At 57.9% G+C, this 13,214-nt stretch carries 12 protein-coding genes; 4 read left to right on the top strand and 8 right to left on the bottom strand.

Going from position 1 to position 13,214, the window contains the following annotated elements; translation table 11 throughout:
• Positions 1–33 precede the first annotated feature (33 nt).
• The 3 genes from FKG94_RS00085 to FKG94_RS00075 all read right to left on the bottom strand — a co-directional run bounded on the left by FKG94_RS00085 (position 34) and on the right by FKG94_RS00075 (position 3,535).
• Positions 34–2,181: a prolyl oligopeptidase family serine peptidase gene (locus FKG94_RS00085; protein ID WP_218943375.1), complete on the bottom strand. Its 2,148-nt coding sequence runs from the start codon at positions 2,179–2,181 to the stop codon at positions 34–36.
• Positions 2,182–2,568: 387 nt separating this feature from the next.
• The gene (locus tag FKG94_RS00080) at positions 2,569–2,754 is read right to left on the bottom strand and encodes a hypothetical protein (protein WP_142902148.1); all 186 of its coding nucleotides are present in this window, start codon (positions 2,752–2,754) and stop codon (positions 2,569–2,571) included.
• Between the two features lie 124 nt (positions 2,755–2,878).
• On the bottom strand, positions 2,879–3,535 hold the full coding sequence (locus FKG94_RS00075; RefSeq protein ID WP_425460022.1) for a YiaD family glycine zipper/OmpA-like lipoprotein: 657 nt from the start codon (positions 3,533–3,535) through the stop codon (positions 2,879–2,881).
• Between the two features lie 206 nt (positions 3,536–3,741).
• On the opposite strand from FKG94_RS00075, the gene modA reads away from it, so the two are divergent.
• From modA to FKG94_RS00055, 4 genes are all read left to right on the top strand, one after another.
• Positions 3,742–4,857 carry a molybdate ABC transporter substrate-binding protein gene (gene modA / locus FKG94_RS00070; protein WP_142902146.1) on the top strand — a complete coding sequence of 372 codons (1,116 nt, stop codon included), beginning with the start codon at positions 3,742–3,744 and terminating at the stop codon, positions 4,855–4,857.
• Entirely contained in the window at positions 4,841–5,521 is a 681-nt protein-coding gene (modB, locus tag FKG94_RS00065) for a molybdate ABC transporter permease subunit (protein WP_142902145.1), read from the top strand. The genes modA and modB overlap by 17 nt, the downstream gene beginning before the upstream one ends.
• Before the next feature lie 233 nt (positions 5,522–5,754).
• Positions 5,755–6,813, top strand: coding sequence for a molybdenum ABC transporter ATP-binding protein (gene modC / locus FKG94_RS00060; protein ID WP_142902144.1), 1,059 nt, complete (start codon positions 5,755–5,757; stop codon positions 6,811–6,813).
• Positions 6,814–7,158: 345 nt separating this feature from the next.
• Positions 7,159–7,716: an NAD/FAD-utilizing enzyme gene (locus FKG94_RS00055; protein ID WP_142902143.1), complete on the top strand. Its 558-nt coding sequence runs from the start codon at positions 7,159–7,161 to the stop codon at positions 7,714–7,716.
• Between the two features lie 226 nt (positions 7,717–7,942).
• Here FKG94_RS00055 and FKG94_RS00050 read toward each other — a convergent pair whose 3' ends face one another.
• The 5 genes from FKG94_RS00050 to FKG94_RS00030 are packed head-to-tail and all read right to left on the bottom strand — an operon-like array spanning position 7,943 to position 12,827.
• The gene (locus FKG94_RS00050) at positions 7,943–8,272 is read right to left on the bottom strand and encodes a cytochrome C oxidase subunit IV family protein (RefSeq protein ID WP_142902142.1); all 330 of its coding nucleotides are present in this window, start codon (positions 8,270–8,272) and stop codon (positions 7,943–7,945) included.
• A gap of 3 nt (positions 8,273–8,275) precedes the next feature.
• Complete coding sequence (locus FKG94_RS00045; RefSeq protein WP_142902141.1) at positions 8,276–8,947, bottom strand: heme-copper oxidase subunit III family protein; 672 nt, start codon at positions 8,945–8,947, stop codon at positions 8,276–8,278.
• Between the two features lie 14 nt (positions 8,948–8,961).
• Positions 8,962–9,636 (bottom strand): cytochrome c oxidase subunit 3, encoded by a 675-nt coding sequence (locus FKG94_RS00040; RefSeq protein WP_142902140.1) that lies wholly within the window; start codon positions 9,634–9,636, stop codon positions 8,962–8,964.
• Positions 9,633–11,372: a cytochrome c oxidase subunit I gene (ctaD, locus tag FKG94_RS00035; RefSeq protein ID WP_142902139.1), complete on the bottom strand. Its 1,740-nt coding sequence runs from the start codon at positions 11,370–11,372 to the stop codon at positions 9,633–9,635. Before ctaD ends, FKG94_RS00040 begins: the two co-directional genes overlap by 4 nt.
• Complete coding sequence (locus FKG94_RS00030; protein ID WP_142902138.1) at positions 11,373–12,827, bottom strand: c-type cytochrome; 1,455 nt, start codon at positions 12,825–12,827, stop codon at positions 11,373–11,375.
• Between the last annotated feature and the right edge of the window lie 387 nt (positions 12,828–13,214).

Raw genomic sequence — 13,214 nt, 5'->3', positions numbered from 1 at the left:
GTTGTCCTCTGCATCTGTACCGTTCCAGGCGATCTAACGGCCGTAGTTTTTCGGTAAATTCATATCCAGGTTTTTTAACAGGAAAGCCCAACGGTCGGCGTATTCTTCAATAATCTTACCCGTCGGTTTGCCGGCACCGTGACCGGCGCGGGTCTCGATACGCACCAGCACCGGGTCGGCGCCTGTGTGTTGCGCCTGTAATCGGGCGATATACTTGAAGCTGTGCCCGGGCACCACCCGGTCGTCGGTATCGGCGGTGGTCACCAGCACCGCCGGATAGTCGACCGGTTTGATATTGTGGTAAGGCGAATAGGCACGCAGCGCTTTGAATGCCTGCGGATCGGCCGCCGAGCCATAATCGTCCACCCAGAAGCGACCGGCGGTGAATTGGTCAAAGCGCAGCATATCCATCACCCCCACCGCCGGCATGGCGGCGGCAAACAGGTCCGGGCGCTGGTTGGTAACGGCGCCGACCAGCAGCCCCCCGTTGCTGCGACCATAAATTGCCAGCCTGTTGGGGTTGGTGTATTTGGTTTTGATAAGATATTCAGCCGCCGCAATAAAGTCATCAAACACATTTTGCTTTTGCAACCTGGTGCCGGCTTTATGCCAGGGCTCGCCGTACTCTCCGCCACCGCGCAGATTGGCCACCGCGTAGATACCGCCCATATCCATCCAGGCGAACCGGGCCGGGGAAAACTGTGGCTTCACTGAGATGTTGAAACCGCCATAGCCGTAGAGCAGGGTCGGCTGGCGCCCATTGCGTTGCAGGCCTTTTTTGGCGGCGATAAACATCGGCACCCGGGTGCCGTCTGCAGAGGGATAAAAGACCTGCTCTACCTGGTAATCATCGGGGTCGAAGGGTACTTTGGGACGCTTCCACACATGCCGCTGCCCCGTTTTCACATCGTAGCGGTAAACTGCCGGCGGTGTATTGAAACTCGAGTATTGAAAAAAGACTTCGGTGGTGTCGCGCTTGCCGTTAAACCCCGACGCGCTGCCGATACCGGGCAGCGCCAGTTCGGCGACGGCTTTGCCCTGGATATCGTAAATGCGCACCAGCGACCTGGCATCTTGCAGGTACTCGGCCAGCAGTCGGTCGCCGGCAAAGCTGACATTGATCAGCACATTGTCGGTTTGTGCAATCACCTCGCGGCGGGGGTTACCGGGTTTTCCCACATCGATGCCGAGCAAACGGCCCCGCGGCGCCTGCAGGTTGGTGCGGAACAACAGCTCACTGCCCCGATTACCGACAAAGGTGTAATCGTGCTCAAAGTTATCCACCAAATGCACCATGGGCGCATTTTTACGACGCAAATCCCGGTAGTAAATCTGATAGCGCTCGTCGGTACCCTTCCAGACGGTAACGACCAGATAAGCGCCGTCTTCGCTCACCTGCGGGGAGAAACCCCACTCGGGTTTATCCGGTCGCTCAAAGACCAGGCGGTCCTCGGATTGCGCAGTGCCGAGTTTGTGAAAATATACCCGCTGGTTCAGGTTCAGGCTTTGGAATTTTTCCTGCGCCTCAGGCGCGGGGTAGCGGCTGTAGTAAAAGCCGCTGCTGTCGTGAAGCCAGGACACATTGGTAAATTTCAACCACTGCAAGGTTTCGGGCAGCAATTTGCCGGTTTGCAGATCGAGAATGCGCCAACTGCGCCAATCGGAGCCGCCGTCCTGGATACCGTAGGCCAGGTGGCGGCCGTCCGGGCTCGGTTCAAAGATCGACAGTGCCACGGTACCGTCTTTCGACCAGGTATTGGGATCGATCACCGCCACCGGCTCGGACGCCAGCGATTCCTGCATATAGACAACATATTGATTTTGCAGGCCATCGTTTTTGCGGTAGAAATAGCGGCCACCCGCCTGCAGCGGCGGCCGGTATTTTTCATAGTTCCACAACCGGGTCATACGCTCGACAATTCGCGGGCGCTGGCCGATGGCCCCCAGATAACGGAAGGTGACTTCATTCTGAGCGCTCACCCAGTCGCGCACCGGCTTCGACTCCCGTACATCCTGCTCCAGCCAGCGGTAAGGATCGGAGATTTTGACCCCGTGAAAATCGTCAACCTGGTCGACGGTGGCAGTAGTGGGGTAAGAGATCGCTGTGCCCAGGACCGCGCCGGAGATCGAGGACATCAGTGCGGCCACCAGGGTCGGGGTAAAGGCCTTTTTGATAAGCATTGCCGGGTTCCGTCCTGCCTATGGGGTCAGCGGATGGTATCAGACCCCGGCATTACTTGACAAAGCCTGCGGGAATATAAGCCGGCAACCGGGTGCAGGAACACCCCGGTGCTTTTCTCGTTGGAGAAAGTGAGAGACATACTGCAGCCACACTGCCTGCTGAATCCGCCCGGGCCCGGTAAGGCCACATGAACCCTGTCAAATGCCTGGACAACTGTCTGTGTCCACCGGCAGGACCCCAGAGAGAAGTCGTGCCGCGTTCCCGGCCGTCGTTATGGTTAAAGGGCTAAAGGGAGAGAAAGAGAAGCTCGGTGGTAGACCCTTGTTGAGTGTTGGGGTTCGGGGACCTTACCAGCGCGACGCCATTGCAGCCTCCCGCTCTCAACACTAATGCGATGTTACCTTTTCGGCCTGGCAGCGACTGCAACGATAAACCGTCACCAGCTTGCCCCGCTTGACATCAAACTGTTTTTCCTTGACCACCTGCCACTTGTGAAAACCGGAACGACACAGGCTTTTGCCCTTGTGCTTTTCGGAAAGTTTCGGCTTTTTGAAAGGAACAACATCACCCATAATTGCGCAAACCGAACTTGTTTGGGACGGCCGCCGTTCGGCGGCCGTCTCGGTACATCCCTACCTATATCCCTAACCTACATCCCCACTTACATCCCCACCTACATTCTGCCACTCTGCAGCCCTAACCCTGCTGCATCGGCACCAGTTTCAGCTCCACCCGGCGATTGGCCGCCCGGCCCTCGGACGAGCTGTTGCTCATCACCGGATAGCGCGGACCATAGCCCTGCGACACAATGCGCGCATTGGCCACACCCTGCGCTGAAAGATAACTGGCCACACTGGCGGCACGGGCTTCGCTCAGACGCTGATTCAGATCGGCGCTACCGGTGGAATCGGTGTGGCCGGATATCTGGATTCGGGTTTTGTCGAACTCCTGCAACACCGTGCCAACCGAAGACAAGACAGAATGAAAATTGGATTTCAACTCCGAACGACCGGAATCAAAGGTAATATTACCGGGCATCACCAGGGTGATTTCATCGCCGTTGCGCGCCACCTGCACGCCGCTGCCGGCCAGTCGCTGGCGCAGTTTGGCCTCCTGCTGGTCCATATAGTAACCGACCCCCGCGCCTATGGCACCCCCGGCGGTGGCGCCGATCAATGCGCCTTTTTTGCGGTCGTCTTTACTGGAGGTGGCCGCGCCTACCACAGCCCCGCCTACGGCCCCGATAATCGCCCCCGTGGTGGCCTTGGAGGTTTTGGTTTCGCCGGTATAGGGGTCGATGGTCTGGCAGGCCACCAGCCCCGTGGACAGCAACACTAACACAGCAGTCTTCAACTTCATTACACAGTCTCCTTGCGGAATTAACACAAACAATTACCCAAAATAAGCCATAGCTGGCGCCCAGCCTACCACAAACGACAATCCCGCTTTGTGACCTGGGAAGGATAATGACTATAAAATAAGTACCGGTATTATTGACAGCACAACCGCCGGCATATTCCAATAGGGCGCCATTGCCGCCACCCTCGACCCGGGCCACTATGCCAAACACAACCCACCGCAGCACCGCCAGCACTGCCGTTTTCCTGTGGCTTAGCCTGTGCCTGTCGACTCCGGCGCCGGCGGCGGAGATTACAGTTGCGGTCGCCTCCAATTTCAGCCGCACCGCCAAGCAGATCGCCGCCGAATTTGAACGGACCACCGGTCACCGGGTGCTACTGGCCTTCGGCGCCACCGGTAAACACTATGCCCATATTCTCAACGGTGCCCCGTTTGATGCCTTCCTGGCCGCCGACACCCGGCGTCCGGCGCTGCTGGAAGAAAACGGCAAGACAGTGGCGGACACCCGCTTTACCTATGCCCGGGGCACCCTGGTGCTGTGGAGTGCGAGCCCCGATCTGGTAGATGCCGCGGGTGCTGTCCTGGCGGGCGGCGACTTCAAGCACCTGGCTATCGCCAACCCCAGGCTGGCGCCTTACGGGCGTGCCGCCAGCCAGGTGCTCGAAGCCAAACAACTGCTGGCACGGTTGCAACCGCGGTTGGTGCGCGGTGAAAACATCGGGCAAACCTACCAGTTCGTACACAGCGGGGCGGCGCAACTGGGCTTCGTCTCTCTTTCACAAATTATGCAGTCGACCCCACAGCGACCGCGGCCGAGTATGCAGCGTCTTCAGCCAACTGAACAACAGAGCCCTCAGCTAAATAAACAGAGCCCTCAGCTAAATAAACAGAGCCCTCAGCCAAATAAAGAGAGCCCTCAGCCAAATAAACAGAGCCCTCAGCCAAATAAAGAGAGCCCTCAGCCAAATAAAGAGAGCCCTCAGCCAAATAAACAGAGCCCTGAGCCAAATAAACAGAGCCCTGAGCCGGCCATAAAGATCCCCCAGCCGATGACACAAAACCCTCAGCCCAGACAAAACACAAACGCAGCCTCCCCGCCAATGCCCGGCTCTCACTGGCTGGTACCTCAGCATCTGTACGATCCCATCGACCAACAAGCGGTATTGTTAAAGGAGGTCGCAGCGGCTCGGCGGTTTCTCGACTATCTGAAAGGAGAGACAGCACAACGTATCATCCGCGCTCATGGCTACCAGCGACCGGAAACCGGTGCAAACCTGTCTCACTACACCTGGGGTCGCGATGTTGTCGGCCGCTGATCTCGCAGCTTTGTGGCTGACCCTGAAACTGGCGGGTATCAGCACGCTGATTCTGATTCTTGCCGGCACGCCGCTGGCCTGGTGGCTGGCCCGCAGTCGCTGGCGTTACAAAGCCGCCATCGAGGCCATTATCGCCCTGCCGCTGGTGCTGCCGCCCACGGTGTTGGGGTTTTACCTGCTGATTGCCCTGGGGCCACAGGGACCGGTCGGCGCCACGCTGCAGCAGTTCGGGCTGCCCGCCCTCAGCTTCACGTTTACCGGCCTGGTGATCGGTTCGATTATCTATTCCATGCCGTTCGTGGTGCAGCCGCTGCAGTATGCCTTTGCCGCCCAGGGCCGACGGCCCCTGGAAGTGGCGGCCACCCTCGGCGCCGCACCGCTGGACCGTTTTCTCAGTGTGGCCCTGCCCCTGGCCCGCAACGGTTATCTGACGGCGGCCGTCTTGGGTTTTGCCCACACGCTCGGGGAATTTGGCGTGGTGTTGATGATCGGCGGCAATATTCCCGGCCGCACCCAGGTGGTATCGATAGCGGTATACGACCATGTCGAGGCCCTGGAATACGCCCAGGCCCACTGGCTGTCGGCGGTACTCTTGCTGTTGTCGTTCCTGTTACTGCTGACGGTTTATAGCCTCAACCGGCGCTTTAGTTTTGTGCAACCATAAGCCAAAAATTATGGTGTCATGAGCCGAATAGCACTCGCCTCGGGCGCCTGCTGTCGCCTGAGGCTGTTACATTTTGATGGCACTTAACAGGATTTGTGCAATTTATCGCCCCTTACTCTATTTTTACTGACCTTGATTAAAAACACCGGAGGCAGACCGATCAAGTGGCACATATTTGCTAAAGTACCACCTGAAACAAGCGCCATTAAGCCATAAACCCCAAAAAAACAGCCATGAGTATCGATATCGAATTGCAATTGCGCCGCGGCGATTTTTCTCTGGACCTGTCCTTTTGCGCGCCGGGCTCCGGCATCACCGCCGTGTTCGGCCCTTCGGGCTGTGGCAAAACCACGCTGTTGCGTGCTATCGCCGGCCTCGAGCCCGACGCCATCGGTCGCGTCAGCGTCAATGACGATATCTGGCAGGCGCCCGGCACCTGGGTACCGACTCACCGGCGGGCAGTGGGTTATGTGTTTCAGGAAGCCAGCCTGTTTCCTCACCTCACCGTCCGCGGCAACCTCGACTATGCGCTCAAACGGCGGCGCGCGGCGGCTTTATCGTTTGAACAGGTGGTAAGTCTGCTCGGCGTAGAACCGCTGTTGCAGCGCAACACCCATAAATTGTCCGGCGGCGAGCGCCAGCGGGTGGCCATTGGCCGGGCGCTGCTCAGCAGTCCGCAGCTACTGCTGATGGATGAACCCCTGGCCGCCCTCGACAGCGCCAGCAAGGCGGAGATTCTCCCTTACCTGGAACGACTGCACGAATCCCTGGCGCTGCCCATTATCTACGTCAGTCACGCGGCCGCCGAAGTGGCGCGTCTGGCCGATCACCTGTTGCTGTTGAAAGACGGTCGCCTTGCCGCCGAGGGGCCCCTGGCCAAAGTACTCGGCGACATGGACACCCCGCTGGCTCGCACCGACGAAGCATTTTGCATCGTCGGCGGTGAAGTCGAGAGTACCCAACAGGCGCTGACCACCCTGCGCCTCGGCGATCAAACACTGCGCCTGCCGCCGCTCGACGTACAGCCAAAGCAGCGGGTAAGGCTAAGGGTCTATGCCCGGGATATCAGTCTCTGCCTCGACCGCCCGACCCGCTCCAGTATTTTGAATATCCTGCCGGCCCAGGTCCTCGATATCGATAGCGGCGATGGCCGCGGCCAATGCCTGGTGCGCCTGGCGGTGGCCGATGCCGTGCTGTTGGCGCGTATCTCCGAACACTCCCGCCGCCAGCTCGATTTGAAAACCGGCGACGCCGTCTATGCGCAGATCAAAGCCATGGCGCTGGCACGCTGAGCGATAGACATTTTCCGTCTGTCGATAGACGTTTTACTTATAAAACGGCTGCGGCTGAGCGCTAAAACCATACTTGAAACCAATAGTGACCCGGCTGGGGTATCAGGTCGCATTTAGGGGATGTCGGCATCGGCGCCGGTGCTATACTCTGCGCTAATAAGCGATGCCGTATGGCTAGGGGTCCGCGCCTGTGGGGACGGACCGAAAACGCTGTTTCCAGGCCATACTCGACACCGTGGTTGTTAAAGGCGGGTGTGGTTCGAAGACTGTGGCGGTCTTATCGAAGCAACGTCTAACAGCACAATTTTTTGCCGCACCCAATAATAAAGACATAGGAGATATGTCATGCAGCGGCATTACTTCATTAGCGATAACCTGGACGACCTCGAAGCCGTCGAGCAGGAGCTGGAAGCAGCCGGGGTAACCACCCCGCAAATCCACGTGCTCAGTGATAACGACGCCGAAGTTGAGAAACACCATTTGCACGAAGTGGAATCGGTCTTAAAAAAGGATGTGGTGCACTCCACCGAGATTGGCGCCCTTATCGGCGTGGTGGCGGCGGCCGTGGTTCTCGGCGGCGCCTACCTGTTCGGCTGGACCAACTCGCCGGCCGGCTGGATTCCGTTTATTTTTCTGGCCGTGGTGGTGCTCGGCTTTTGCACCTGGGAGGGCGGCCTGTTCGGTATCCAGGAACCGCACCACGATTTCAAACGCTTTGAGGATGTGTTGCAGGCGGGAAAACATATTTTCTTTGTCGACGTCGACCCCGAGCAGGAAGCCGTGCTCGAGAAAGTGGCAAAGGCACATCCGCAACTGCTGAAAGCCGGCACCGGGGACTCGGCGCCCCACTGGGTGGTCACGGCCCAGCAGAAGTTCCGGCAGTTCGTACGCTGGGCGCCTTAGGGGAACCTGCCGTCTTAAAATACTGCTCTATGCTGATTACGGGGCACTCAAGGTTGGGTCAGTCTTTCCCAGACTCGCCGTCAACCCTTCCCTGGGGGCTCGAGCGCGGCTCCCTGCCGCGCACGGCCTGGGAAAGACTGACCCAACCTTGAGCTTCGCATTAACCTCCGCACTGCTTGTCTGGCTTTTTTTAGAGTGACTTGCGGTAATTAGACATCAGTTACTCCTAACCTTCCTGCCCAAAGTAGATCACCCGACTCAAAAACGTATAATCAGCTTCCACCGCCATTAACCCCACCAGCACCAGCAGACACAACGGCGGCACCAAAATAGCGTAGATCAACGCCAGGCGCTCCCACAGCATATGCATAAAAACCGCTACGATCAGCCCGGCTTTCAGCAACATAAAGACAATGATCAGCGTCCAGCGCAGGTAGCCCTCAAGCTGGTAGTAATCCACCATATAAGAGAGGGTGCTGAGTACGAACAACAGCAGCCAGATTTTCAGATACAGACCGATCGGATGTTGCTGGCCTTCCCCATGTTCAGTATTCATAAATCACCACAAATAGAAAAAGGCAAAGATAAAAACCCAGACCAAGTCGACAAAGTGCCAATAGAGCCCGGTGATTTCGACAATGTCATACTTGCCCTGCCGGTCGTAGTCACCACGTTGCACTTTATGAGCCACCACCAGCAGATAAATCACCCCGATACTCACATGCAGGCCGTGAAAACCGGTAATCATAAAAAAGCTGGCACCAAATTGCGCCGCGCCCATGGGGTTGCCCCAGGGACGCACGCCGTCCTCGATCAATTTAGTCCACTCAAACGCCTGCATACCGACAAAAGAAGCACCCAACAACGCTGTGACCAACATCAGCAGTGCAGCCTTTTTCTTGTCGCGCCGGTAGCCGAAATTGACCGCCATCGCCATGGTGCCGCTAGAGGTGATCAGGATAAACGTCATAATCGCAATCAGAATCAGCGGAATACTTTGACCGGCAATCGTCAGCGCAAACACTTCGCTCGGAATCGGCCAGGGCTCGGTGGTGGTCATGCGCACTTTCATATAGCTGGTGAGAAAGCAGGTGAAGATAAACGTGTCGCTGAGCAGGAAGATCCACATCATCGCCTTGCCCCAGGGCACCCGCTTAAATGCATCTTTATCGGAGGACCAGTCGGCGCTGACGCTGTCCCACCCGGAAACGGCCTGCTGTTGTGTATTCATCGCTCGCTTGTTTCCTATAATGAAATACCGCAGAACGCGGCAATGGCTTTGTAGGTTTCCGGTGTGCTGACCAGCAGCGCAAACAGAAACAACCACAACCCCAGCAAGTAGTGCCAGTAGGTGGCACACAAGCCGATCCTGACCGGCAGGTTGGGCGGCGTGCGCCCGCACCACAGCGCCCGCGCCGTGCGGCTCCAGGCCACCACACCGCCCAATAAATGCAGGCCGTGCAAACCGGTCAGCAGATAGAAGAAACTGTTGGCCGGGTTGCCCGCTACGCCGTAACCCCAACTGCGCATCTGCGTCCACAGCCACAACTGACCGCCTAAAAAGGCCAGCGCAAACAGCCCCCCCAGGGAAAAACCGATCAGGGTGTGCGCCGCATCGCCGCGGCGGGCCGCCACTTTGGCCCACTGCAAAGCCAGGCTCCCCAACACGAGAAATGCCGTGTTGACCCACAGTTGCGACTGATCGAACAGCGGTTGCCACTGATCCGACAACGGCTGCCAGTCGGCGATTTGCGAACGCAATACGTAAGCCGTGGTAAACAGAAAAAACAGTGACGTCACCACCGCCAGGAACACCCGCAAGCCGACAACGGCAACGCGATCGGCGTCTCGCTCCAGCGCCGGGGCGCCGCCGCCCGGGCCGCTGAAATCGGTAACCTTCATGGCCGGCGGTATGTTCATGTGACCTCCGCCGGCACTTCCCGGTGAGAGACGGTCTGCGGCACAAAATCCGCCTCCACGCCGGGCACGCTGTAGTCATAGGCCCAGCGGTGTACCACCGGCAATTTCGGCCCCCAGTTGCCGTGCACCGGCGGCGTATCGGGGGTCAGCCACTCGAGCGTGGTGGCCTTCCACGGATTGGCGCCGGCCGGCTTGCCCTTTACTGCGCTGTGCGCCATGTTGTAGAGAAAAAGTAACTGGGCGACCCCGACGATCAGTGCCATAACCGTAATAAACGCATTCAGGTCGTGGGCCGATTGGGGAATAAACTCGTAGCCCTCGTAATCGTAATAGCGCCTCGGCATACCGAGAAAGCCGAGGTAGTGCATGGGAAAATAGATGGCATAGGTCCCGAGAAAAGTAATCCAGAAATGCAGTTTCCCCAGGGTATCGTTCAACATACGCCCGGTAATTTTCGGGTACCAGTGATAGATCGCACCGAACACCACCAGAATCGGTGCCACCCCCATCACCATATGAAAGTGCGCCACCACAAAATAGGTATCCGACAGCGGCAGGTCCACCACCACATTGCCCAAAAACAAACCGGTGAGGCCGCCGGCCATAAACGTCAGAATAAACGCCAGTGCAAACAACATCGGCACGGTCAGGTGAATATCGCCGCGCCACAGGGTCAGCACCCAGTTGTACACCTTCAGCGCCGTGGGCACGGCGATAATCAAGGTCGAGGTGGCGAAAAAGAACCCGAAATACGGGTTCATACCACTGACATACATATGGTGCGCCCAGACCACGAAACTCAGCACGCCGATGGCGACAATCGCCCACACCATCATTTTGTAACCGAAGATGTTTTTACGGGCGTGCACGCTGATAATGTCGGAAACCAACCCGAACGCCGGCAGCGCGACAATGTAGACTTCGGGGTGCCCGAAAAACCAGAACAGATGTTGAAACAAAATGGGACTGCCGCCCTCGTAATCCAGTTGCCTGCCCATGGACAGCATTTCCGGCATAAAAAAGCTGGTGCCCAGGGTTTTGTCGAACAGCATCATCACACCACTGACAAACAGCGCCGGAAACGCCAACAACGCCAGAATGGTAGCCATAAAAATTCCCCACACCGACAGCGGCATGCGAAACAGGGTCATACCGTGGGTGCGCGCCTGCAACACCGTGGTGACATAATTGAGACCGCCCATGGTCGCCGCGACGATAAAAATAATCAGCGACACCAGCATCAGGACAATGCCCCACTCGGTGCCCGGCGTGCCCTGGGTGATGGCCTGGGGCGGATAGAGTGTCCAGCCCGCGCCGGTGGGTCCGCCCGGTACGAAAAAACTGGCCACCAGCACGACGACCGACAGCAGGTAAAACCAGTAACTCAACATATTGACGTACGGGAACACCATATCGCGGGCGCCCACCATCAGCGGAATCAGGTAGTTGCCAAAGCCGCCGAGAAACAGCGCCGTGAGCAGATAGATCACCATGATCATGCCGTGCATGGTCATGGCCTGGTAGTACGCCGAGGAATCCATAAACTCGAGACTGCCGGGAAAACCGATCTGCATCCGCATCAGCCCCGACAACACCAGGGCCACAAGACCGATGGCGATGGCCGTCAGGGCGTACTGCACGGCGATCACTTTGTGATCCTGGCTCCAGATATATTTGGTCCAGTAGCTTTTAGGGTGGTGTAGCTGTTCTACTTCGGCATCTTCAGCGTAGGCCATTTATTCCTCCTCGCTAATCGCTTTCGTAAAGGCGATAAGATCGTCGAGTTGCGCGTCGCTCAGCGGGTAGGGCTGCATCACCGGCGGATAGCCATCCACCAGCTTGGCGTTGGGCTCTAGAATGGATTCCCGCAGATAAGCCTCGTCCACTACCACCGTAGAACCGTCGGCAAGGGTTTCGGTTTTACCGTACATTCCTTTCCAGGTGGGGCCGAGGCCGCGACTGCCGTCGAGACTGTGACAGACGAGACAACCCTGGGCCTGCGCCAGCGCCCGACCGCGGGCCGCAGCATCGCCCGGCGCCGGCTCCAGTGCGCCCTGAGGCGGTGGCGACGGCTCGTCACCGGGTTCGGCATCCGGGCCGGCACCGGCGAGTGAGCGGGTGTAGGCCACCAGCAGATTGAGTTCCGCCTCGCTCAGGTCGTAGGGCACCATCACCGCCGGATAGCCTTGCACCAGCTTGGCGTTGGGCGCCAGGATCGATTCTTTTAGATAAGCCTCATCCACGATGACGGTGGAGCCGTCGACGAGGGTTTCGGTTTTACCGTACAAGCCCAGCCAGCCGGGTCCCAGGCTCTGGCTGCCGTCGGTGCTGTGGCAGGCCAGACACCCCAGCCCTTCGGCCAGCTGTCGGCCCTGTTCCGCCAGGCTGCCACCGGTGTCCTTCACTACCGCCTCGGCCACAGTGGGCTGGCGCGACAACCAGTCCCTAAACGCCGCTTCGCTCTCCACCACCACCCGGCCGCGCATAGTGGCGTGGCCGACGCCGCAGTACTCCGCACAGAGCACCTCGTACTCGCCGACCTTGGTCGGCGTAAACCAGAAATAAGTCACCAGTCCCGGCACCGTATCCATCTTCACACGAAACTGGGGCACATAAAAATTGTGCAGGGTGTCTTTCGAACGCAGCAGCATTTTCACGGGTCGATCGAGTGGCAGGTGGACTTCGTTACTGCTGACAAGGATGTCGTCCTGGCCCTTGGGGTCGGAGAGGTCGATGCCGAACGGGTTGTCGAACGTGATGTGTTTGATATCGACGGTGCCCAGTTCACCGTCGTCGCCGGGAAAGCGATAGCTCCACTGCCACTGCTGCCCCACCGCCTCCACCACATGGGCGTCGTCGGGCACGTGGACAAAATCGCTGTAGACAAACAGGCCGGGGGCGAGCATACCGCAGATACCCACCGTGGTGATGCTGATCAGCCACCACTCGAGTTTTTTGTTTTCCGGTTCGTAGTGAGCGCGATGCCCCTCGCGGTGCCGGTAGCGAAAAATGGCGTAGGCCATAAACAACAGAATGCCGACAAAGAAAATGCCGCAGATAACAGCCGTAATCAGCAGGGTGTCATCGATCGTCCCCCAATTGGAGGCCAGCTCAGTCTGCTGCCAGGGGCTGAGTATATGGAACAAGACCGACGCAACAACAATCAAAGCCATGATAATTGCTACAGCCATAGCCCTTATCCTTTGCTTTATCTGTGCCGCCCACTTAAAAGATACTGCTCCCCTTCTTAGAACTGCCCGGTGCGGAGATGAATGGATGTGGAAGATTCAGGCAACGACATAACTACGCTAACCTGCGCCACCCGGTGTTAGCGTGAATTCTTGTTATTGCCGAAGCTTAGGCCGAATGCCGGCGTTTGGCTACCCCCTATATAGACTGATACGGCATGACTGGTCTTGCTTGATGAGGCTTCATCGTTATGAAAAGTCCTATTGGTTATAAAGGGGCTCCGTGTTATAAAAAGTCCCCAGGGTTAGGCCGATCTGGCGCTGGAGTGGCACGGGCGTCGTCGGCGCTAATTGCTTTTTACACCGGCACTTTGTCTGGACCAACTTTGA

This window comes from Exilibacterium tricleocarpae (assembly GCF_007004655.1).
In the GTDB taxonomy this organism is placed as follows: Bacteria; Pseudomonadota; Gammaproteobacteria; order Pseudomonadales; family Cellvibrionaceae; genus Exilibacterium; species Exilibacterium tricleocarpae.
The sequence above is the reverse complement of the archived record's forward strand: the minus strand, read 5'-3'. Positions and strand labels throughout refer to the sequence as shown.

Excerpts from the sequence above, each read along its gene's own strand:
- FKG94_RS00085 (WP_218943375.1), bottom strand. The coding sequence starts at position 2,181 with ATGCTTATCAAAAAGGCCTTTACCCCGACCCTGGTGGCCGCACTGATG.
- FKG94_RS00080 (WP_142902148.1), bottom strand. The coding sequence starts at position 2,754 with ATGGGTGATGTTGTTCCTTTCAAAAAGCCGAAACTTTCCGAAAAGCAC.
- modA (WP_142902146.1), top strand. The coding sequence starts at position 3,742 with ATGCCAAACACAACCCACCGCAGCACCGCCAGCACTGCCGTTTTCCTG.
- modB (WP_142902145.1), top strand. The coding sequence starts at position 4,841 with ATGTTGTCGGCCGCTGATCTCGCAGCTTTGTGGCTGACCCTGAAACTG.
- modC (WP_142902144.1), top strand. The coding sequence starts at position 5,755 with ATGAGTATCGATATCGAATTGCAATTGCGCCGCGGCGATTTTTCTCTG.
- FKG94_RS00055 (WP_142902143.1), top strand. The coding sequence starts at position 7,159 with ATGCAGCGGCATTACTTCATTAGCGATAACCTGGACGACCTCGAAGCC.
- FKG94_RS00050 (WP_142902142.1), bottom strand. The coding sequence starts at position 8,272 with ATGAATACTGAACATGGGGAAGGCCAGCAACATCCGATCGGTCTGTAT.
- FKG94_RS00045 (WP_142902141.1), bottom strand. The coding sequence starts at position 8,947 with ATGAATACACAACAGCAGGCCGTTTCCGGGTGGGACAGCGTCAGCGCC.
- FKG94_RS00040 (WP_142902140.1), bottom strand. The coding sequence starts at position 9,636 with ATGAACATACCGCCGGCCATGAAGGTTACCGATTTCAGCGGCCCGGGC.
- ctaD (WP_142902139.1), bottom strand. The coding sequence starts at position 11,372 with ATGGCCTACGCTGAAGATGCCGAAGTAGAACAGCTACACCACCCTAAA.
- FKG94_RS00030 (WP_142902138.1), bottom strand. The coding sequence starts at position 12,827 with ATGGCTGTAGCAATTATCATGGCTTTGATTGTTGTTGCGTCGGTCTTG.